At 70.8% G+C, this 21687-nt stretch carries 14 protein-coding genes and 2 pseudogenes; 5 read left to right on the top strand and 11 right to left on the bottom strand.

The genetic code is table 11. The features are described from left to right. The first annotated feature begins 118 nt into the window (after positions 1-118). Both ACWDRB_RS22150 and ACWDRB_RS22145 read left to right on the top strand, forming a co-directional pair. A complete protein-coding gene (locus ACWDRB_RS22150; protein WP_449896408.1) occupies positions 119-1240 on the top strand; it encodes an MBL fold metallo-hydrolase in 1122 nt (373 codons plus the stop codon). A gap of 45 nt (positions 1241-1285) precedes the next feature. After that, positions 1286-2200: a pirin family protein gene (locus tag ACWDRB_RS22145; protein WP_350740339.1), complete on the top strand. Its 915-nt coding sequence runs from the start codon at positions 1286-1288 to the stop codon at positions 2198-2200. On the opposite strand, the gene ACWDRB_RS22140 is transcribed toward ACWDRB_RS22145, so the two are convergent. The 6 genes from ACWDRB_RS22140 to ACWDRB_RS22115 all read right to left on the bottom strand — a co-directional run bounded on the left by ACWDRB_RS22140 (position 2197) and on the right by ACWDRB_RS22115 (position 12339). Then, entirely contained in the window at positions 2197-4758 is a 2562-nt protein-coding gene (locus ACWDRB_RS22140) for a protein kinase domain-containing protein (RefSeq protein ID WP_449896405.1), read from the bottom strand. The two genes, ACWDRB_RS22145 and ACWDRB_RS22140, sit on opposite strands and share 4 nt — an antisense overlap. Positions 4759-4845: 87 nt before the next feature. Continuing rightward, positions 4846-5799 carry an ABC transporter permease gene (locus ACWDRB_RS22135; RefSeq protein ID WP_350740333.1) on the bottom strand — a complete coding sequence of 318 codons (954 nt, stop codon included), beginning with the start codon at positions 5797-5799 and terminating at the stop codon, positions 4846-4848. Then, positions 5796-6755: an ABC transporter permease gene (locus ACWDRB_RS22130; protein ID WP_192783201.1), complete on the bottom strand. Its 960-nt coding sequence runs from the start codon at positions 6753-6755 to the stop codon at positions 5796-5798. The genes ACWDRB_RS22135 and ACWDRB_RS22130 overlap by 4 nt, the downstream gene beginning before the upstream one ends. Beyond that, positions 6748-8460: a sugar ABC transporter ATP-binding protein gene (locus ACWDRB_RS22125; RefSeq protein ID WP_449896402.1), complete on the bottom strand. Its 1713-nt coding sequence runs from the start codon at positions 8458-8460 to the stop codon at positions 6748-6750. Before ACWDRB_RS22125 ends, ACWDRB_RS22130 begins: the two co-directional genes overlap by 8 nt. Position 8461: 1 nt before the next feature. After that, positions 8462-9538, bottom strand: a complete 1077-nt coding sequence (locus ACWDRB_RS22120; RefSeq protein ID WP_449896400.1) for an ABC transporter substrate-binding protein — start codon at positions 9536-9538, stop codon at positions 8462-8464. A 269-nt stretch (positions 9539-9807) separates the two neighbouring features. Next, the gene (locus ACWDRB_RS22115) at positions 9808-12339 is read right to left on the bottom strand and encodes a PA14 domain-containing protein (protein WP_449896398.1); all 2532 of its coding nucleotides are present in this window, start codon (positions 12337-12339) and stop codon (positions 9808-9810) included. 162 nt (positions 12340-12501) lie between these two features. Here ACWDRB_RS22115 and ACWDRB_RS22110 point away from each other — a divergent pair, with 162 nt between their 5' ends. Then, on the top strand, positions 12502-13302 hold the full coding sequence (locus ACWDRB_RS22110) for a DeoR/GlpR family DNA-binding transcription regulator (RefSeq protein WP_350740321.1): 801 nt from the start codon (positions 12502-12504) through the stop codon (positions 13300-13302). A 266-nt stretch (positions 13303-13568) separates the two neighbouring features. Next, a pseudogene (locus ACWDRB_RS22105) lies at positions 13569-13868 on the top strand (hypothetical protein); the annotation flags it as partial. Positions 13869-13949: 81 nt separating this feature from the next. On the opposite strand, the gene ACWDRB_RS22100 reads toward ACWDRB_RS22105, so the two are convergent. Both ACWDRB_RS22100 and tnpA read right to left on the bottom strand, forming a co-directional pair. Next, positions 13950-15239: an RNA-guided endonuclease InsQ/TnpB family protein gene (locus tag ACWDRB_RS22100; RefSeq protein WP_449896396.1), complete on the bottom strand. Its 1290-nt coding sequence runs from the start codon at positions 15237-15239 to the stop codon at positions 13950-13952. A 6-nt stretch (positions 15240-15245) separates the two neighbouring features. Then, a pseudogene (tnpA, locus tag ACWDRB_RS22095) lies at positions 15246-15656 on the bottom strand (IS200/IS605 family transposase). A 560-nt stretch (positions 15657-16216) separates the two neighbouring features. Between tnpA and ACWDRB_RS22090 the strand changes: the two are divergent. Continuing rightward, positions 16217-17698: a sugar ABC transporter ATP-binding protein gene (locus ACWDRB_RS22090; protein ID WP_449896394.1), complete on the top strand. Its 1482-nt coding sequence runs from the start codon at positions 16217-16219 to the stop codon at positions 17696-17698. A 59-nt stretch (positions 17699-17757) separates the two neighbouring features. Here the strand turns inward: ACWDRB_RS22090 and ACWDRB_RS22085 are convergent, their stop codons facing one another. The 3 genes from ACWDRB_RS22085 to ACWDRB_RS22075 all read right to left on the bottom strand — a co-directional run bounded on the left by ACWDRB_RS22085 (position 17758) and on the right by ACWDRB_RS22075 (position 21551). Then, a complete protein-coding gene (locus tag ACWDRB_RS22085; RefSeq protein ID WP_449896392.1) occupies positions 17758-18768 on the bottom strand; it encodes an aldo/keto reductase in 1011 nt (336 codons plus the stop codon). Positions 18769-18780: 12 nt separating this feature from the next. Beyond that, entirely contained in the window at positions 18781-19779 is a 999-nt protein-coding gene (locus ACWDRB_RS22080) for a coiled-coil domain-containing protein (RefSeq protein WP_449896390.1), read from the bottom strand. A gap of 113 nt (positions 19780-19892) precedes the next feature. Next, positions 19893-21551 (bottom strand): protein kinase domain-containing protein, encoded by a 1659-nt coding sequence (locus ACWDRB_RS22075; RefSeq protein WP_449896388.1) that lies wholly within the window; start codon positions 21549-21551, stop codon positions 19893-19895. Positions 21552-21687 lie beyond the last annotated feature (136 nt).

Raw genomic sequence — 21687 nt, 5'->3', positions numbered from 1 at the left:
GAGCGTCGGCGAAACGATCGAAGCAGCCTGACCTATCGCGATATATCGTAGGACGGGAACACCGGGGAATCCCGCTCGGTTGAGCGGGATGCACAGACTTTCCAGGGGAGTGTGGCTGATGGCAGGAATGCGTACGGCACGGCGGGTCCTCGCGGGCGGCGTGGCCCTGGCGGCTGCGGGCTGGGCGTTGCGCGATGTCCCCGCCGAGCTGGGCGTACGGCCTCTGACGTCGGGGCCGGACCGGGCGGCGCGGATGCGCCGCTCGCCGCAGTTCAGGGACGGCACGTTCTTCAACCCGATGCCGGAGCCGACCAACATGATGACGGCCCCGCCCGCGGGCCTGCTCGGCGAGCTGGCCAAGAACAAGGAGCAGCGCCGCCCCGCGGGCCCCATCCCGCTGCGCGTCCCGCCGTCCGGCCCGCCGCCCGCCGACGGCCTGCGCGCGATCTGGTACGGCCACGCCTCGACGCTGGTGGAGATCGAGGGCAAGCGGGTGCTGTTCGACCCGGTGTGGAGCAACCGGCCCTCACCGTCGCAGTTCGTCGGCCCCAAGCGGCACCACCCGGTGCCCGTCGAGCTCGGCGAGCTGCCGATGGTCGACGCCATCGCGATCTCGCACGACCACTACGACCACCTCGACCTGGCGACCGTGCGCACGCTGCTCAGGACGCAGAAGGCCCCGTTCCTGGTGCCGCTGGGCATCGGGGCGCACCTGGAGCGGTGGGGCGTGCCGGCGTTCCGGATCATCGAGCTCGACTGGGAGGAGGAGGCCGTGGTGGCGGGGCTGCGCTTCGTCGCCACGGCGGCCCGGCACTTCTCCGGCCGGGCCTTCACCCGTAATGACACGCTGTGGGGTTCCTGGGTGGTGGCCGGGGCGAACAAGCGGGTCTTCTACGCGGGCGACTCCGGATACTTCGAGGGCTACCGGGGCATCGGGTCGGCGCACGGGCCGTTCGACCTGACGCTGATGCCGATCGGCGCCTACAGCCCCGCCTGGCCCGACATCCACATGAACCCGGAGGAGGCCGTCAACGCCCACCTCGACCTCGGCGGCTCGCTGCTGCTCCCCGTCCACTGGGCGACCTTCACGCTGGCCCTGCACCCGTGGTCCGAGCCGGTGGAACGGCTGTGGCGCGAGTCCAAGGCACGCGACGTCAAGATCGCCGTCCCCCGGCCCGGCGAGGCCGTCGACACCTCCGCCGCCCAGGTGGTGGAGGGCTGGTGGGAGATCCTCGGCTGAGCCCCTGCCCGCCGGCGGCGCCCCCGCTGCCCGTACAGTCATGGCGTGAGCAACCTGGAGCTTGACCCGCAGGAGATCCGCTGCGGCGCCGAGGCGGGCGCGGACGGCGAGGTGCTGGTGGGGCGCGAGGTGCCGCTGGGCGGGCCACGCGCGATGATGGTGAGCAGGACGCTGCCGGGCGTGCACCGGCGCATGATCGGCGCATGGTGTTTCGTGGACGCCTACGGGCCCCAGCGCGCCACGATGCGGGTGCCGCCGCACCCGCACACCGGGCTGCAGACGGTGAGCTGGCTGGTCGAGGGCGAGGTGCTGCACCGCGACAGCCTCGGCAGCCTTCAGGAGATCCGCCCCGGCCAGCTCAACCTGATGACCGCCGGCCGGGGCATCTCCCATTCGGAGGAGTCGCCGGAGACGGTGCTGCACGGGGTGCAGCTGTGGGTGGCGCTGCCCGGCGAGCACCGGCACACCGGGCCCGCGTTCGAACACCATCCGGCGCTGCCCGTGCTCGCGGGGCCCGGTTTCGAGGCGATCGTCGCCATGGGGTCGCTCGGCGGGGTCGAATCGCCGGCCACCGCGTTCAGCCCGCTGGTGGGGGCCGAGATCGCGGTGGACGGCACGTGCGAGGTGCCGCTCTCGCCCGGGTTCGAGCACGGTGTGCTGCTGCTCGACGGCGCGGTCGAGCAGCTGGAGCCGGGGCCGCTGGTGTACCTGCCGCCGGGGCGCTCCGCGCTGCGGCTGTCGGGGCGCGGCCGGGTCCTGCTGATCGGCGGCGAGCCCTTCGGCGAGGAGATCGTCATGTGGTGGAACTTCGTCGGCCGCTCCCACGACGAGATCGCCGCGTTCCGCGAGGACTGGATGGAGGGCGAGGGGTTCGGCGCCGTCGAGGGGTTCGACGGGGCGCCGCTCCCCGCGCCCGTCCTGCCCGCCATCCGGCTGAAGCCGCGCGGGCGGGTGCGCTAGCCCTTCCTGAACGTGTAGACGACCTCGATGTCGTCGCCCCTGGTCGGGACCTCGGCCAGCAGGCGCACCATCTTCCCGGTGAAGTCGATCACCTGGACCTGCTGCTTGTCGGAGCCGCCGTCCGGGCGCACCCAGCAGAGCAGGTGATCGTCGTCGAACCAGGCGGCCAGGCCGCCGCAGGCCGACTCGATCCGCTTCACCTCGGCGCCGGTGCGGCTGTCGTACACGCAGTTGTTGCCGCTCTCCAGACCCGGGCAGTCGGTGACGAACCGCCTGCCCGACGGCGAGAACAGCTCGTCGGCGACGCCGGCGCCGACGTTCGGGATGCGGCGGACGCGCAGGCCGCTCGCGTCGAAGAAGCGCAGGGCCTGCTGCTCGGCGTCGATCGACATGGCGACCACGCCGGTGTCGGTGTCGTCGAAGCCGTACCTGATGTCCTTCAGCGAGCTCTCCCTGAGGGAGGCGACCGTGGCCTTCCTGGTGGTCACGTCCACGATGGCGAAGCCGGTCGACTGCCAGGTGTCCTTGACGGGGTTGCCGACGTTGAGCAGCACGCGGGTGCTGTCGCGGGACCAGGCCTGGACGTACGCGCTGAGCGGCTGCCGCGAGGTCTTGACCGAGAACCGCTCGCCCGTCGTCTTGTCGGTGACCTCCACGGAGTCGTAGTGGTCGATGAAGTTCTTGCCGCGCTGGGCGAGGTAGCGGCCGTCCGGGGAGAGCATGCTCTCCCACTGGTCCTGATATTTCGTGAAACCTCCCGTCAGGGAGTCGCGGGCGTAGTAGACCCAGTCCTTGGTCTTGGTGTCCTTGACCATGTACGTCGTCAGCCTGACCGGGTCGTCCGGGCTCTCGTACACGGTGGCGTCGGTGTCGGGGAGCCGGACCGGGGTGAGGTTCGCGGTCGGGACCGGGGACACGGTGGGGCTCGGGGACGCCGTCGCGGTGTTCGGAACGGGGGTGGGGAGCGCCTGCGGCTTGGGCGGCAGGTTGATGACGGTCACCACGACGATGGCGATCGCCGCCACCAGCGCCACGCCTGCGATGGCTCCGCCGATCAGCCAGTTCTTCCGGTTGCCGCCGGACGGGGGCGGGCCAGCGTACGGGATGCCTCTGGGTGGGGTGCCCGGCTGCTGGAAGGGGGCGGGCGGCTCGAACCCCGGCCGGGCGCCGGGCGGCGGCGGCGGCTGATCCCCGCCCAACGGCCGATACTGCCCCGGGGGCGGCGGCGGGGTCGGCGGGGGATACGGCGGCTGAGGGTAGGGCTGCTGGGGATACGGCTGCTGGGGATACGGCGCCTGGGGATACGGCGCCTGGGGGTACGGCGCCTGCCCGGCCCACGCCTGCGGCCCAGACCCACCGGCCCGATCACCGCCCGGCGCCCGCCACGCAGACCCCCCACCCCCCGAACCCCCGCTTCCCACCGAGCCCGCACCACCACCCGGCACCTCGCCACTCGCCGAAGGCGCCCCGCCCGCCTGGGACCACCCACCCACCGGAGCGGCGCCACCCGGCGGGGTCGCGCCGCCCAACGGCGACCCGCTCGAAGGCACGCCACGCGCTGAGGGCCCGCCACCCGCCGAAGGCCCCACCTCCGGCGAATACGCGCCACCCGCTGGAGAGCCGTCACCCGGCGAAGCCGCACCACCCACCGGCGGCCCGTCCCCGGCCGAAGGCGCACCGCCCGGCGAAGGCTCGCCACCCGTGGCGCCGAAGGCGGCGGCGGCCTGGTGGAGGGCGTCCGGGTTCGAGGCCGGGTGCTCCAGGAGGCGGTGGATCACCTGCTCGGCAGTCGGCCGCCGCCCGGGATCCTTGGACAGGCAGGCCGCGACCAGTTCGCGCAACGTCCCCGTCAACCGCCCCAGGTCCGGCTCGGCGTTGAGGACGCGCTGCACGGTCGCGGGCAGGTTGCCGCCCGCGAACGGCCCCGCGCCGGAGGCCGCGAAGACGATGGTGCACGCCCAGGCGAACATGTCGGCCGCCGGCCCGGCGGGATCCCCCAGGAGTTGCTCGGGCGCCAGGAACGCCGAATCGCCGACGGGCACGGTCGTGTCGCCGGAGGTCACGTCGAGCGCCCTGGCGATCCCGAACCCGATCACCCTGGGCCCCTCGCTGCCCAGCAGCACGTTGCCGGGGCTGAAGTCGCGGTGCACGATGCCGGCCTGGTGGATCGCGGCGAGGGCGGTGGCGGTGCCGATGGCCAGCCGGTGCAGCGCGGGCCCGGTGCGCGGCCCCTCCTCGCGCACCGCGCGCTCCAGCGCCAGGCCGTCCACGTACTCGCTGACGATGTACGGGCGGCCCTCGTGCACACCGCTGTCCAGCACCTTCGCGGTGCAGAACGGCGCCACCCGCCGCGCCGCCGCCACCTCCCTGGCGAACCGCTCCGCCGCCGCCCCGTCACCCGCCAGCTCAGGCCGCAGCCATTTGACGGCCGCCTGCCTCCCCTGCTCGTCGACGCCCAGATAGACGACGCCCTGAACGCCTTCTCCCAGCCGTCCCCGGATCTCGTAGCCTCCGAGACCGGAGGGATCTCCTGCTCTGAGTTCAGTTATCGGCGGCATGCGCGCATTATGAGCGGCGAATCTTGCAAACGGCTTACATCAATCGTGAGCCTTCCTCCCGTCCGCGTGGCGGCAGAACGGCTCGCCTTACGTCAGCCGCTGCGCCTTGCTCAGCAGCCGCTGCGCCACCACGACCAGCGCCAGGAACATCCCGCTGACCACCTGCTGGAACGCCGACGTCAGGCTCCCGACCTGGTTGATCAGGCTCTGGATGACGCCGAGCAGCAGCACGCCGGCCACGGTCCCGGTGATGCCGCCCGCTCCCCCGGTCAGCAACGTGCCGCCGATCACGACGGCCGCGATGGCGTCCAGTTCGAGGCCGATGCCGAGGATCGTCACGCCGGAGGAGAGCCGGGCGGCGTTCAACGCCCCCGCCAGGCCCGCGAGGAGGGCGGACATCACGTACACGTAGACCTTCGTGCGCACGACCGGGACGCCCATGAAGGCCGCCGCCTGCTCGTTGCCGCCGATGGCGTAGACGTTCTGGCCGAAGCCGGTGCGTTGCAGCAGGACCATCGCCAGCAGGGCCAGGATGATCGTGATGTAGACGGGGTACGACAGGCCGAGAAGCTCGCCCTGGCCGAGGGTGGCGAAGGCCCGATTTTTCACGAGATAGGTGGTGGCGCCCTCGTTCGAGATCGCGAGCATCAGCCCGCGCACGCCGAGCAGCCCCGCCAGGGTCACGATGAACGGCGCCATCCCCGTACGCGCGATGACCAGGCCCTGGAGCAGGCCGACCACCCCGCACACGGCCAGGGGCAGCAGCAGCGCCACGATCAGCCCGTACTGCGACCCGTACGCGGCCAGCACGCCGCCGAGCACGAACAGCGACCCCACCGACAGGTCGATCCCGCCGCTGATGATGACGAACGTCATCCCGATCGCGATGATCGCCAGGAAGGACGAGGACACGACGACGCTGGCCGCGTTCTCCGGCGTGGCGAACGAGTCGAACGCCAGGCTGCCCACGATCACCAGCAGGCCGAGCACCATCATGGCGCCGTGCTGCTGGAGGATGCGGCTCACCTGTTCACGGTTCATCGGCGCTCCCGGGTGGCGTAGACGGCGGCCAGGATGATGACCGCCTGGACCATCTGGGTCCACGACTGCGGCAGGTTGTGCTTGATCAGCGTGGCCGACAGCAACTGCATGAGCAGCGCGCCCATGACCGTGCTCAGCACCCTGATGCGGCCGCCGGTCAGCGGGGTGCCGCCGACCACGACCGCCGTGATCGCCGACAGCTCGATGAAGAGCCCGAGCGAGGTCGGGTCGCTGGCCTGCAGCCGGGCCGTGGCCAGCACCCCGGCCAGCGCCGCCAGCAGCCCCGAGATCACGTAGACGGTCAGGAGCACGCGTTTGACCGGCAGCCCGGACAGCTCGCTGGCCGACCGGTTGCCGCCGATCGCCACCACCTGCCGCCCGAACGTGGTCCGCCGCACCACGAACAGCACGACCACCGTCAGCGCCGCCGCGATGAGCACGATGACCGGGATCCCGGCGACCGAACTGCTGCCGAGCGCGATCAGGTCCGGGTTGCGGAACTCGACGAGCTGCGGCACCAGGACGTTCGCCAGCCCGCGTACACCGACCAGCAGCGCCAGGGTGGCCACGATCGGCTGCACTCCGACGTACGCCACCAGTGCCCCGCCCGCCGCCCCGACCACGGCGCCTCCGGCCACGGCCACGATCAGCGCGGGCAGCCAGCCGTACCCGAGGTAGAGCACGACCAGCGCGGCCGCGAGCGCCATCACCGAGCCGACCGACAGGTCGATGCCCTGGGTGCCGATCACCAGCGCCATCCCGAGGGAGACGATCACGATGGGGGTGACCTGGACGAGCTGGGTGCGGAAGTTCGCGGCGTCCAGGAAGTGCGGGGTGAACAGCACGTTGAACAGCAGCAGCGCCAGCACCGCCGCGTACACGCCGTAGTCCTGGACCCAGGCGAACACGCGCGGTTTGAGCACCGCGACGCGCCCCTGCACGGTGAGCTCAGCCATCGCCCCGCTCCTCGCCCGCCTGACCGACGGCCGTGTGCTCCGCGATCGTCGCCATGATCCTCTCCTCGGTGACCTCGTCGCCCGACAGCTCCCCGACGACCGCGCCCTCGCGCAGCACCAGGATCCTGTCGGCGCCCTCGACCAGCTCCTCCAGGTCGGAGGAGATCAGCAGCACGCCCAGCCCCTCCTCGGCCAGCTCGTCGATCAGCGCCTGCACCTCGGCCTTCGCGCCGACGTCGATGCCCCGGGTGGGCTCGTCGAGCAGCAGCACCTTGGGCCGCACGGCCAGCCAGCGGGCGAGCAGCACCTTCTGCTGGTTGCCACCGGACAGCTCGGACACCAGCTGATGCGGCGACGCGGCCTTGATCCTCAGCCTCCGCATGAAGATCCCGACCACCCGGTCGATCTTCGCATCGGACACCACGCCTGCCGTACCCAGAGTGGGGAGGGCGGCCAGCGCGATGTTCTCCCGTACCGAGAGGGTCGGGATGATGCCCTCGGCCTTGCGGTCCTCGGGCAGCAGGCTCACCCCCGCCCTGATCGCCGCCTTCGTCCCCTTACGGACGGGCCGGCCCGCCACCAGCACCTGGCCGCCGTCGAGCGGGAGCGCGCCGACGATGGCCTTCGCGGTCTCGGTCCGCCCCGCGCCGAGCAGTCCGCCCAACCCGACGACCTCACCGGGCGCGATGGCCACGTCCACGCCGTCGAGAACGTGACGGCGGGTGAGCCCCCGCGCCTCGACCACAGGCGCACCCACCCCGACGCCCAGCCCATCGGACTCGAGCGGCGGCTCAGTCGAGGCGCCGCCGGTCACCGAAGCACCGGAACCGGGCACACCCACAGCCCCCGCCGACGCCGTAGACCCCTCGAAGGCCGCCGGTGCTGTGGGACCCGGTGGGGAGGATGTAGACGATGCAAGGGTGGCGGTGCGGTGGCGGGTGCGGGAGAAGCGGGTGAGGCCGCCCGTACGGACCTCGTTCAGGTCGCGGCCCAGCATGAGCGAGATGAGCCGCAGCCGCTCCACCTCAGCGAGCGGCCCCGAGTGGGCGACGCGGCCGTCCCGAAGCACCGTCACCTGGTCGCACACCCGATACAGCTCGTCCAGCCGATGGCTGACGTACATGACGGCGATCCCCGCGTCCCGCAGCCGCCGGATCACCCCGAACAGCGTCTCCACCTCCCGCGGCTCCAGCGAGGACGTGGGCTCGTCCATGATGACCACCCGCGCGTCCACCGAGACCGCCCTGGCCAGGGCGACCATCTGCTGGGCCCCGACCCCGAGGGTGCGCAGCGGCCGGCGGACGTCGGTCGCGACCCCGTACCCGGCGAGAACGCGTTGCGCCTCCCCGTGCATCGCGGCCGCGTCGATCACCCCGAAGCGGCCGCGCGGCTCGCGGCCGAGCAGCAGGTTGCGGGCCACGCTCATCATCGGGACGAGGTTGACCTCCTGGTAGATGGTGGAGATCCCGGCGCGCTGCGCTTCCATGGGGGTGCCGAAGGCGGCGGGAGCGCCCTGGTAGCGCAGCTCGCCGCCGTCCGGCCGGTATACGCCGGTGAAGACCTTGATCAGCGTGGACTTGCCCGCGCCGTTCTCGCCGACGAGGGCGTGCACCTCGCCCGGGCGGAGGGCGAGGGACACACCGTCGAGAGCGAGCACACCGGGGAAGCGTTTGCTGACCGCCCGGGCCTCGAGAACCGGTTCCAAGTCAGTACGCCTCACCGAGGGAGTCCTTGGCGTTGCCCGTGTCGTAGTCCCGGTCGGAGATGACCACCTTGTCCGGGATGGGCTGCCCGTCGAGGAACTTCTGCGCGGTCTCGAAGGCGAGCGGCCCGAAACGGGGGTTCGACTCGATGACCGCGTGCAGCCAGCCGTCCGCGATGCCCTGGACGGCGCTGCGGGTGCCGTCCACCGACACGATCTTGATGTTGCCGGGCTCCTTGCCCGCACCCTTCAGCGCGGTGACGGCGCCCAGGGCCATCTCGTCGTTCTCGGCGTAGATGCCGTTGATGTCGGGGTTGGACTGGATGAGCTGCTCGGTGACCTGCTGCCCCTTCTCACGGGCGAACTCGCCGGTCTGCTCGAACGAGATCGTGATCTCGGGCGCCTTCTCCTTGACGCGGTCCTTGAAGCCGTTCGTCCGCTCGGTGGTGACGTTGTTGCCCGGGGCGCCGAGGAGGATGGCGACCCTGCTCTTGCTGCCCTCGCCTCCAAGCGCCTCGATCATGCGGTCGGCGGCGCGCTTGCCCTGCTCGTAGAAGTCCGAGCCGATGAACGTCAGGTAGTCGCTGCAGGCCTTGGCGTTGATCTTCCGGTCCACCGTGATGATCGGGATCTTCTTGGCGGCGGCCTGCTGGAGGACCGGCTCCCAGCCGTCGGAGTTCAGGGGCGCGATGACGAGGAGCCGTACGCCCTGGGCGATGAGCTGCTGCACGTCGGTGATCTGCTTGGAGAACTGCGACTGGGCGTTGGTGACCTTGAGGTTCGCGATGCCGAGTTTGGCGGCCTCGTCCTTGATCGATTTGGTCTCGGCGATGCGGAAGGGGTTGGCCTCCTTCTCCGACTGGGAGAACCCGACCGTGGCCGTCTTGAGGTCGAACTTCGTCCCGCCGAACTGATCCAGCGTGCACGTCGGCCCGGCCGAGCCGGAGGGCGACTGCACGACCTGCTGCCCCGCCGTGCTCGCGGCGGCGGGCGCGCTCTGCGGCGCCTCCGCCTTGGCGCACGCGGTCGCGGTGAGGAGGACGGCCAGTGTTAATGCGGCTGTCCGGATATGGGGGGTCATGGCGTTCCTTTCCTATCAGTCCCGGCGCCCGGGCCACAGGGGCCCGGGCGACCGGCGTTCACCCGTGAGCACCGTGTCCACGCCCGCGGTTGAGGCGGGGCTCGGCGCACGCGGTTCGAGCAGGATCTGCGCACGTGGCTCCCAGACGCGGTGTCCCACGCACGGTCTTCCAGGTGCGGCCTTCCACGCACGGTGTTTCAGGTGCGGTGTTTCAGGTGCGGCGTTTCAGGCGCTCCGTGTAACGGGCGCGGTGGTCCAGGTGTGGTGTTTCAGGTGCAGGTTGGGTTGATGGCGCTCGTCAGGGCCGTGTTGGCGTCGTGTACGCGCTTCACGTCCGGCTTCGTGACCGCCCGGTCGTACGTCATCAGGCCGTTCAGCTCGGTCTCCACGTCGGTGGTCTGGGTGTAGATCGCGGCGCTGAGCTGCTCGCAGGCGTGCAGTCGCTCAAGTTCCTTGACCATCCCGACGTACCGCGTGGTGAGGGCCTCCGGGTCGGGTTCGACCGCGTAGCCCCAGCCGCCGCCCGACCAGGTGTGGCCGATCAGCGGCAGGCCGAGCCCGCCGTACTCGCCGAGCACGTTCGCCCGCGTACCCGACGGCTTACCGGGGTTGCCGGGGCCCGGGTAGATGTGGAAGTCCTTGACGTCGCCGTTGCCGCCGTCGACCGCGCCGCAGCAGTTGATCCCGCTCATGTTGTTCACCAGGCGCGACGGGTCCCAGCTCTTGACCAGATCGGCGATGCGCGCCTGGTCGTACTGGCCCCAGCCCTCGTTGAACGGCACCCACATGATGATCGACGGGCTGCTGCGGTGCTGGTCGACGAGTTCGCGCAGCTCGGCCTCGAACTGAGGTCTGTCATCCGTACGGAACGCCGCCGGCATGTCCTGCCAGACCAGCAGGCCGAGCTTGTCGGCGTGGTAGTACCAGCGGTCGGACTCGACCTTGACGTGCTTGCGGACGGCGTTGAAGCCGAGGGCCTTGGTCTGCTCCAGGTCGTACCGCAGCGCCTCGTCGGTCGGCGGGGTGTAGATGCCGTCCGGCCAGAAGCCCTGGTCGAGGGGGCCGAGCTGGAAGACGGGCTGTCCGTTCAGCAGGATGCGGTTGCCGGAGACCGCGATGGAGCGCATCCCGAAGTAGGACTCGACCTTGTCATCCTTGAGTTTGACCTCCAGGTCGTACAGGTGCGGGTTGTCGGGGGTCCAGAGCTTGGGGTTGGGCACCGGGAGTCTGAGCTCGCGGCCCACCGGGCCGGTCACCTTGCCCACGACGCGGCGGCCGTCCCTGGCGGTGACCGTCGCCGTGCCGCCGGTTCCCTGGACGGTCACGTAGAGCGCCTGGCCGCGCAGGTCGGGCACGGTGTCGACGCGGTCGATGCGCTGCTTGGCGACGGGCTCGATCCAGACGGTCTGCCAGATGCCGGAGTTCGCGGTGTACCAGATGCCGCTCGGGTCGAGCCGCTGCTTGCCGATGGCCTGGGTGCCGGCGTCGGTCGGGTCGTACACGCCGACGATCAGCTCCTGCGGGCCGCTGTGCCTGAGCGCGTCGGTCACGTCCACGGTGATCCGGCCGTAGCCGCCCTTGTGGGTGGTGACCTGCTTGCCGTTCACGTACACCGTGGACTGCCAGTCCACCGCGTCGAGGTGCAGCAGCAGCCGCTCGCCGCGCCACGAGCGGGGCACGTCGAACGTCCTGCGGTACCACATGCGCTCCTCGTGCCGGCCGATGCCGGACAGCTGCGACTCCACCGGGTACGGCACGACGATGCGCTCGGGCAGGTCGCGGCCGACGGGCGCGGCCTCGTCCGCCTTGGCGGGGGCGAACTGCCACTTGCCGTTGAGGCTGCGCCAGCGGTCCCGGACGAGCTGGGGCCGGGGGTACTCGGGCAGCGGGCCGGCCGGGTTGACGTCGTCAGACCACTTCGTCCGCAGGATGTAGGCGGAGCCGTTGGCGACGTAGGCGTACGGGAAGGCTTCGACCGCGCTGCCGTCGGCGTAGGTGAGGCCGCCGGTGCCGTTGTAGGCGGCGCGGATGCTGCTGCCGGCCTTGGACGGGATCGGATATTTGAGCTTCAGCTCCACCGTTTGCGGATTTTTCAGGATTACTGAGCTTGTGGGCCACTTGGTGCCTGCGACCGTTATGTCCAGCTTGCTGAGGGCGTCCGCCGGCAGCGCGCCGAGGGGCTTGGCGAACGTCAGCGCCGCGACGTCACCGGCCGCGTTCACCCTGGCGTCGGACGGTCCGGGCGGCGCGAACCCCTCGGGCAGCGTGAACGCCTCCGCGGGCACGATCTGCTTCGGTTGTCTCGGGCTCTGCCAGCGCAGCCGCAGGTTCGCGCCGCCGAAGTGCTCGAAGTACTCGACCTTGACGTCGTACTTCTTGCCCGCCTCCAGGGCGATCGGGGTGCCGGTCTGCTCCCGGTCCCAGTCGTCCACCCAGTGGTCGATGATCGGCTTGCCGTCCACCCAGAGTCGGAAGCCGTTGTCGCCGATGATGGAGAAGGTGTACGTCTCGGAGTACTTGGGCTGGATCTGACCCGTCCACCGTACGGAGACGTCGTCATCCCTGCCGGCCAGCAGCCTGAACGTCGGATTCAGGTCTGTCAGCTCCAGGTTGGGGTCGACGATGCTCGCTTTCAGCTCGGCGAAGTCGAACTTGCCCGCCCCGGAGGCGAGGTAATAGTCACCGCGCAGCCCGTTCGGGGCGGCGGCGGCCTGGTCGGGAGCTGCGGCGGTGGCGGGGAGCGACGGCTGCCATAACAGTGACATCAGTACGGCCAGCGGGAACGCGAGGCGCTTGCGCACGGGGGGTCCTTTCGAAACGCGCCGATCAGGTTCGGACAGCTTTTGACCCTGACACGCTCTCAAGTAAGCACCGATGGACCGAGCCGGTCAAGATTTTCGATCAAATTCGTTCTCATACGATCAGAGGTGAACTCATCTTGGCCTGTCCACTATGATCGGGACGTGAGCGACACGCAGAGCGACGGACGCAGACCCGTGTTCGCCGCTGAGCGCCGGCAGCGCATCCTGGAGCTGGTGCGCGCCAACGGCGCGGTGTCGCTGCGCGAGCTCGCCCAGGCCGTGCACTCCTCCGAGGTCACCGTCCGCCGCGACCTGCGCGCGCTGGAGTCGGAGGGCCTGCTCAACCGCCACCACGGCGGCGCTACCCTGCCCGGCGAGCTGTCGCGCGAGGCCGGATACGCGCACAAGGTGTCACTCGAGTCGGCCGAGAAGGCCGCCATCGCCGACCTGGCCGCCGCCCTCGTCGAGGACGGCGACGCGATCGTGATCGGGCCCGGCACCACCACGCAGGAGTTCGCCCGCCGCCTGACCAGGCACTCCGAGCTGGCCGTGGTGACCAGCTCCCTGCTGGTCGCCCAAGTGCTGGCCGGGACGCCGCGGGTGGAGGTGATGCTCACCGGCGGCACGCTGCGCGGCTCGATCCTGGCCCTGGTGGGCAGCGCCGCCGAGCACTCGCTGGCGGGGCTGCGGGTGCGCCGGGCGTTCATCTCGGGCAACGGCCTGACGGCCGAGCGCGGCCTGTCGACACCCAACATGCAGGTGGCGGGTGTCGACCGAGCGCTGGCGGCGGCCGCGGAGGAGGTCGTGGTGCTGGCCGACCACACCAAGATCGGCGTGGACACGATGGTCCAGACGGTGCCGCCGGACCGGATCGACCACCTGGTCACGGACGACGCGGCACCTCGGGACGTACTCGACGACCTGAGCGCCCGCGGCGTCCGCCTCCACATCGCCCAGTTCTGACCCCCTTCCGGCCAACCGGCCAAGCGCCCCGACCTCGCCCGTACACGCCCCTGGACCCGGCCCCGGTGGGCGACATCCGCGGGCGGAGGCTCGACACGAAACAGGCACAGCGACCATGCCCGGGCGAACGGCCACGCCAACACGGGCGCAGCCAAGCGCGCGAAAGCGGACGAGCAAACGCAGCCGAACACTGACTGGCGAACAGGCGCGGACCGAAGGCGGTTAACGCAGGCTGGCGAACGGGCGCGGGCCGGTTGGTCGCCGCCATGGTCGACCGCCTGACCAAGGCTTTCGACCGAGCTCCGGCCGAGACCGGTGCCGAACCGGGCGACTTTCTGCGCGCTTACCTGAACGCGACGATCCCCGAACAGCACACGGCGGCCAACGCTCCGGCCGACCGGGTGACCGCCGCGCTGCCGGCCGCGGTGCTCGTGGATCCGGCAGGGCTTGCGCCGCTGAGAGAGCGGTTCGCCGCCTGGCAGGCCAGATTGACCGACGACGGCATCGACCCGGCCGCGGCGACGGCGGTACGGCTGGCCATCGACGGCTGGTGGGCGGCCAGGCTACTCGGCTTCGGCAAACCGGACGCGGCCCTGCACGAACAGACCAGACGCTACCTGATGGAGGAATTGAAGCGCTCCCCACGACTAAAGTCGGGGGATTCCAGCCAGCTCGGGGCTCGCCGTAGCGTGGCCCTGAGCTGCTGTTGCTTGGCGGTTCGCCTTCCGGCCCACGCGGTCGCGTGGTTTGCGCGCCCCAGCCCGCACACCCGGTCTGGGTTGTGCGTGCTCCGCCCTCCCGGCGGTGAGGATGTTCTTGGCGGCGTTCACGTCGGCGTGCTCGGCGTGGCCGCACGAGGTACACCGGAAGACCGCTTGGCTCTCACGGGACTTCCGATCCACCACCGTGCACACGTTGCACATCTGACTCGTGTACGCCGGATTGACAGTGATCACACAGGTGCCCGTGTAGCGGGCCCTGCTACGGGTGGCCAACTCGATCCGGTGCCAGCCCTTGTCCAGGATGGACCGGTTCAGACCTGACTTGCTCGCAGCCCCATTGGGCAGGAACGCACCCGGCTGTCCGGGGTCCGGCTTGGGCTCCACTCCGGCGGTCATGTTCTTGGTCGCCAGGGCCTCGAACACGATCAGCTCGAAGCTGGTGGCCAGGGCGTGGGCGGTCTTGGCAGCGAAGTCAGCACGGCGACGCCGCACCTTCGCCAGCGCCTTGCCGAGCCTCGCGGCGGCGTGCTTGCGCCGGACAGAGCCCTTCCGCGTGCGGACCAGGCGACGCTGAAGCGTGGCCGCGTGTTCGACCTCCCGCTCGCGCGCGAACACCTGATGGTGGAAGATGCCGTCCGAGCGGGTGACGACCGTGGCCACACCCCGGTCGATGCCGACCGCGCTGCCCGGGCCGGCATGCCGCTCGGGTGCGAGCGCGCCGTCCTCGACGAGGAAACTCACATACCAGTGCTTGCCGTCCCGGCTGACGGTGGCGTTCCTGACCGTGCCGCCGAGCGGGCGGGTCATGCGGAAGCGGAGCCAGCCGAGCTTGGGGAGCCTCGCCCGCGCCCAACGCCGGTTCAACCGCTCGATGGCGATCTTTCCGCCCTCGGGGAACCGGAAGCTCGGGGCGTTCCTGACCCTCGATTTCCAGCGGACCTTCCACGTACCGTGCCGGCTGCACGCCTGGTCCAGGTCGAGGAGCGTCTGCTGAAGGCAGTGGCCGGGCACCTCTGCCAGCCACGCGAACTCGGCCTTCGCCTCGACGAGTTGGCGGGCCTGTTCGTGGTAGCCGATCCACGCGTCCCGGCGACGGTAGGCGCGGCGCTGCTCCAGGGCGGTGTTCCACACACTGCGGCAGGCCCCGCCGATCCGCTCGGCGAACTCCGCCTGCTCAGGTGTGAGGCCCAGGCGGTACTTACGTCCGGTCAGCATCCGCGATCACCGGTTCTCCTGGTTCTTGACGTACCGCTTGACCACATCCAGGGGAGCCCCGCCCACGGTGGCCACGAAGCAGGTGCAGGTCCACAGTGTTGGAAGTCTGGACGTCAAGCTCGGGAACTCCTGACGCAGGACGCCGGAGGAGCGGCCCTTGATAGCCTTGACCAGCTTGTGGATCCCGAACTGCGGATCCACCTCGACGAGTAGGTGAACGTGGTCGGGCATGACCTCCATCTCCACCAGTCATGCCCCTTTCTCCTCGATCACCTCGCGGATCAGCTCTTTCAGCCGCGCCTTGATCCGCCCGCCCAGCACCCGCCTGCGGCACTTGGGGCGCCACATCACGTGAAAGGTGCACTGGAAGGCGATGTTGCCGTTCGTGCGCGACCGTTGACGCAAGGTCACAGCCACACGGATCAATGTACAGCGCCGATCTATCTACCGCTCAAAGATTCGACAGAAGGGCTTGCCCCCATGGCTGAAGCCAGGGGTCCGCGCCCCAGATTTCCGATCGACCGTGCAACCCGTCACTAAGGCGTTGATGCTGCTCACGGATCTGGCGTTCGTCGCCTACTTCACCATCACCGGGCTGGGGGCTGATCCCGCCCGAATGGGCGTTCGCCGACTACACCAACCCGCTGATGGCTGATTGGAACTCACGCGGTCCCGACCAAGCTTCACCGCCTCATAGGGATAGCCGCTCGCGAGCTCTCTCCCCGAACGCGCTGAAAGGGTTCGGGATTCACCACGCCAACGCCCGGTTGACGGTGTCGGCGTACGGCTTCCAGTGCCAAGCGAGGGGGCTCGGGACTCGACCCCATTGGCGCTGGAGCACCGAGGGTGGACGGTTGGGGTCGTAGCGACGGAGTGGGTGTGACGGGTTGCGCTCGTTTCTGATCGAATGTGACAAGGCCGTTACTGTAATGTTTCCTTCCTCGACCACGATCGAGGCGGAGGCAACCGTGCTACAGGTGGCAGGCGTTCTCAAGACGTTCCAGGGTGTCACCGCCCTCGACCACGTCACCCTGTCCGTGCGCCCCGGCGAGGTGCATGCGCTGATCGGCGGCAACGGGGCGGGCAAGTCGACCCTGGTGAAGGTGCTCTCCGGGGTCCACCAGCCGGACGCGGGCGAGTTGCGCCTCATGGGTGAGCCGGTCAGGTTCGCCAGCCCGGCCGACGCCAAGCGGGCCGGGATCGCCACCGTCCACCAGGAGACGAACCTCGTACCGACCATGAGCGTCGCCCGTAACCTCCTCCTTGGCAGGGAGCCCAGGGGGCGGCTCGGGTTGATCGACTCCGCGGCCGTGCACGCGCAGGCCGAGCGGGTGCTGGCCGCGTACGGGCTGGAGGTGGACGTGCGCCGGCCGCTCGGCGCGCTGGGCGAGGGCGCGCGCCAGCTCGTCGCGCTGGCCAGGGCCGCCTCGGCGGACGCGCGGGTGGTCATCATGGACGAGCCCACGTCGGCGCTGGCGCACGGCGAGCTGGAGACGCTGTTCGGGGCCGTGCGGCGGCTGCGCGAGGAGGGCCGGTCGGTCGTGTACGTCACGCACCGGCTGGAGGAGCTGTACGAGATCTGCGACCGGGTCACCGTGCTGCGCGAGGGGCGGGTCGTGCACACGGGACCGCTGGCGGGGCTCGACCGGTTACGGCTGGTCTCGCTCATGCTGGGACGGCCGTTCCACCCCGTGGAGCCCACCCTGCACACCGGCGAGCCGGCCGAGTCCGCCGACCTGCCCGTGCTCGAGGCCAAGGGTCTGACCCGCCATCACGTACTGGACGGGGTGTCGCTCGCGATGCGGGCCGGCGAGGTGGTCGGCCTGGGCGGGCTGCTCGGCGCGGGGCGCAGCGAGACGGCCCGGGCCATCGCGGGCGTGCTGCCGGTGGACGCGGGCCAGGTGACGGTGGCGGGGGCGCATTCCCGCAAGTGGTCGATCAGGAACGCCATCCGCGCCGGCGTCGGCCTGGTGCCGGAGAACCGGAAGACCGAGGGCATCGTGCCCACGCTGTCGGTGCGCGACAACATCGCGCTGGCGGCCCTGCCCCGGCTGTCGCGGGCGGGGATCGTGTCGGACGCGCGGGTGGACAGCATCGTGGCGACGTTCATGAAGCGGCTCGGGATCAAGGCCGTCTCCCCCCGGCAGCCCGCCGGGGAGCTGTCGGGCGGGAACCAGCAGAAGGTGCTGCTGGCGCGGTGGCTGGCCATGCACCCGAAGGTGCTGCTGCTGGACGAGCCGACCCGGGGCGTGGACGTGGCGACGAAGGTGGACATGCAGGCGCTGCTGGACGAGCTGGCGGTGGACGGGCTGGCGATCCTGCTGATCTCGTCGGACGTGAGCGAGCTGGTGGAGAACTGCGACAGCGTGGTCGTCCTGCGCGACGGGGCGATCACCGATCAGCTGGTCGGGCCCGAGGTGACGGAGGACCGGCTGCTGGCGGCCCTGGCCAAGGACTAGCCCCAGGTCGGGAGCAGCAGCGGGCCAGGGTGGCGTGAGGCATCCACGTGGCGGGAGGGTCAGGCGTCCAGGTGGCGGGAGGCTTCGCCGAAGACCCAGGGTGAGGTCTGTGCGATGAAGTCGGCGGGGAAGCCGAGGGTGAAGCCCGTCGCCTCGTCCAGGCGTCGTACGGCATCCTCCGGAAGGTCGACGTCCACCACCCCGAGGTTGTCAGCCAGCTGCTCCACCGTCCGCGCCCCCACGATCGGCAGCACCGCCCGCGACCGTGCCCGGGTCCACGCGATCGCCACCTGCGAGCTCGACGCCCCCAGCGAGTCGGCCACCTCCTGCACCGCCCGCGCCACCGTGTGGTCGTGCTCGCTGACCGAGTCGGCCGCCACCCGCGTCCCCGGCTGCGCCGTCCCCCGGGTGAACTTGCCGGACAGGATCCCTCCGGCCAGCGGGCTCCAGGCGGTCACGCTCATCCCGTACGACTCGGCCATGGGCAGGAGCTCCCGCTCGATGTCCCGCTGGAGCAGGCTGTAGGGCACCTGCAGCCCCGCGAACGGCGCCCACCCGCGGAACTCGGCGACCGTGTTGGCCCTCGACACCACCCACGCCGGAGCATCGGATATGCCGACATAGAGCACCTTGCCGGACCGCACGGCCTCGTCGAGACCGCGCATCGTCTCCTCGATCGGCGTGTGCCGGTCCCACAGGTGGACCCAGTAGATGTCCACGTAGTCGGTCCGGAGCCGGCGCAGGCTGGTCTCCAGGGACAGCCGCAGGTTCTTGCGGTGGTTGCCGGCCGCGTTCGGGTCGGCGCCGTCCCGGCTGACGGTGTACTTGGTGGACAGGACGAACCGGTCCCTGCGGCCTTCGAGCAGCTCGCCCACGATGGCCTCGCTGGCCCCGCCCCGGTAGTTGATCGCCGTGTCCACGACGTTGCCGCCCGCATCGGCGTACAGGTCGAGCATGCGGCGGCACTCCTCGATCGGCGCGCCCACCCCGCCCTGCTCCCCGAACGTCATAGCCCCGAGGAACAGCTCCGACACCCGTAACCCGGTGTTGCCCAGCAGCCGATAGCGCATCGCCCGAACCCCCTAATAGACCGAAATATGGGGATGATCGTAGTGGTTGGCCGTCGTGCCGCCCCGGTCCGACATGGTGCGCCAGGAGCCCGTCCTGGCGTGCCAGATCCGCTGCCGGTAGATGATGTACATGATCCCGAGCCGCTTCGAGTTCTTGATCGCCCACTCCGCGATCTCGTTGCCGCGCGCGACCTCCGCCCCCGACGGCATCGCGCCGCCGCGGCTCAGCATGAAGTCGCAGGCCCGCCCGAGCGGATGCTCGCCGCCGTCCTGGATCGCCCGGTAACACCCGATCCCGTTCGGGACGCCGAACCGCTCCTGGACGAGCTGCTTGACCAGCCGCATCCGGGGCGTGATGTTGTCGGCCCCGCCGGGCAGCTGCGGCACCCACGTGCCGTCCGGCCGCCGCACGCCCGGCCCGACGTACAGCTGGTCGATCTTCTCCTTGATCCGGTCGATCTGCTTCTCGGCCTTCTTCTTGCGCTTCTCCAGCTCGTCCACCGTCTCGGCGAGCTCCTTGGCGCGCGCGTCGGCCTCGTCCTTGGCCTGCTGGTGGGCGTCCCTGACCTGGGCGTAGCCGCGCAGCCGGGTCTCCTGGAGCACGACGAGGTGCTGGTTGAGCGCCAACCGGCCGAGCAGCGACGTCGGGTCCCGGTCGGAGGTGAGCATGGAGATCTGGCCGGGGTCGCCGCCGATGTACTGGGCGACGGCCATGGCGCGGAGCTCGGCGGACTCGCGATCGTAGACCGCCTGGGCCGCGGCCAGCTTCTCCCGCGCCGACTTTTCCGATTTATCGGCTTTTTGCTGGGCGACTCTGCTGCTGTAGTAGTCGGCGATGAGCTTGTCCGAGTCCTTCTGCAGCGCGGCGAGCTCCTTCTTGAGCTGCTTCACCGTGGGCTTGGGCGCGGCCTGCGCCGGAGCCCCCGCCGTCAGCAGCGCCACGGCGAGCGTCGCCGCGGAGAGCGTACGGACCAGTCCGCGTAGCCGGTCGGCGTGGGACGCAACCGCCACACTTCTCCTCACCCCGAGCCGCAGGGCAGGTTCCGGTCAGCAGTAATCCAGGCCGGGGGGACGCCCTCTATCCGACTGCTGATAGTAGGGGATCATCCCGCTCCGCACACAACTCACAACTTTTCGGTATCGCGCGGCCGTCGTACCCTCCGCGCCACGATCTGCCGTCCGACCAATACCGAGCCCGGTACGACCACCATCCCCAGGAGGCTCGACCCCAGACCGAGGTCGATGTCGGCGTCCAGCAGCCCGTCATCGCCGCCGCCGCCGAGGATCGGCAGGTTCACCGACACCTTGACGGAGACGGAGATGAGCGGCTCCCGGTTCCTGGTCGCGGGCGGCGTGCCGGGGTCGGGCGCGCTCGTGGCCGGAGGCCGGGTGGCGGGCGGCTGGGTGGCCGGCGGCCTGGTCGCCGGGGGTCTCGTGGCCGGGGGTTCGCCGGTGGGCGGCCGCGTGGTGGGCCGCTCGGTCGGCCGGCCGGACCGCGTCGGCTCCCGGGTCGGCTCCCGGGTCGGCTCCCGGGTCGGCTCCCGGGTGGCGGTGGGCGGCCGCGAGCCGGGGCCGCCCGTGGGAAGAGCCGTGGGAGGAGCCGTAGGGGGAGCCGTCGGCTGACCGGCGTACGTGACGGGCGGCGTCCCCGTGACCGACCCGCTCGGGGTGGGCTCGGCGGACGTCGGCGGCGCGGAGGTCGGCGAGGCCGGCGCCGGGGTCCGCGACGGCTCCGGCGCGGCGGACGTGGCGGGCGGCAGCGCGACGCCCGGCCCAGGCCCCGGCTCCGGCGAGTCCCCCAGGATCACGAACGCCGACACGACCGCGGCGGCGGTCGCCAGCACCAGCCCGCCCGTCACCGCGAACTTGGCCGCCGGCGCCAGCGTGCTCTGCACCACGCTGGTGGTGCTCTCGGCAACCGGTTGCGGCTTCGGTAACAGCGCGGCCAGCGGCAGCATCAAGATGCCGAGCCCGGCCCGCCCGCGCGTCTCCCATTCCTCGCCGTACTCGGCGAGCGCGGCCCCCTCCAGCTCGGCCAGGAACGCCTCCGCCGACGCGGGCCGCCCGGCCGGGTCCTTGGCCAGGCCGTGTTCGAGCAGCGGCCGCAGCGGCTCCTCGACCTCCCCAAGCGGGGGCAGGATGTGCTGGTGCTGGTAGGCGAGCGCGGCCACGTTCTCACCCTGGAAGGCGCGGTGGCCGGTCAGGCACTCGAAGAACACCAGCGTGGCGGCGTACACGTCGGTCGCGGCGCTGGCCGGCCCGTCGTCCCACTGCTCGGGCGCCATGTACGGGGGCGTGCCGACGAGCGCGGCCGTCTCCCCGAAGTGGGCCGCCACGCCGAAGTCGACGAGCTTGCTCTGGCCGTCCTGGGTGATGATGACGTTCTCGGGTTTGAAGTCCCGGTGGACGACACCGCGCCGGTGCGCCTCGGCCAGCCCGAGCAGCGCGCCCTTCAGCACCACGAGCGCCGCCTCCGGGCCCGTCGCCCCCTCGTGCTCCAGCAGCCGCCGCAGCGTGACGCCGTCGACCAGCTCCATCACGATGACGGCGTCGTCCTGGCCCTCGACGTATTCGAGCAGGCGGGCGGTGTGCGGGCTGTCGATCTCGCGGATGACCTCGGCCTCCGCCCGGAACCGCTCGACGAAGCCCGCGTCCGCGCGCAGCGGCTCGGACAGGTGCTTGATCGCGACGGCCAGCCCGTCTGAGTCCCGTACGGCGAGCATCACCCGGCCTGTCCCGCCGTGTCCGAGTTCCCGGATCTCGGTGTAGCCGGGAACTTCCATGTGGGACCTCCTGACCGGATAAAGATCCTTATGTCAGGACGCTAACCTGGGGTCACACCCCGTGTCGAGTCCCTTCGCGGGAGTAACCGGACCGCTGCCGCAATCGGTATTCTTACTACTTCGCATAGTAGGTTCG

The sequence above is a fragment of the Nonomuraea sp. NPDC003707 genome (assembly GCF_053587055.1).
This window is presented reverse-complemented; position numbering and strand designations above follow the sequence as displayed.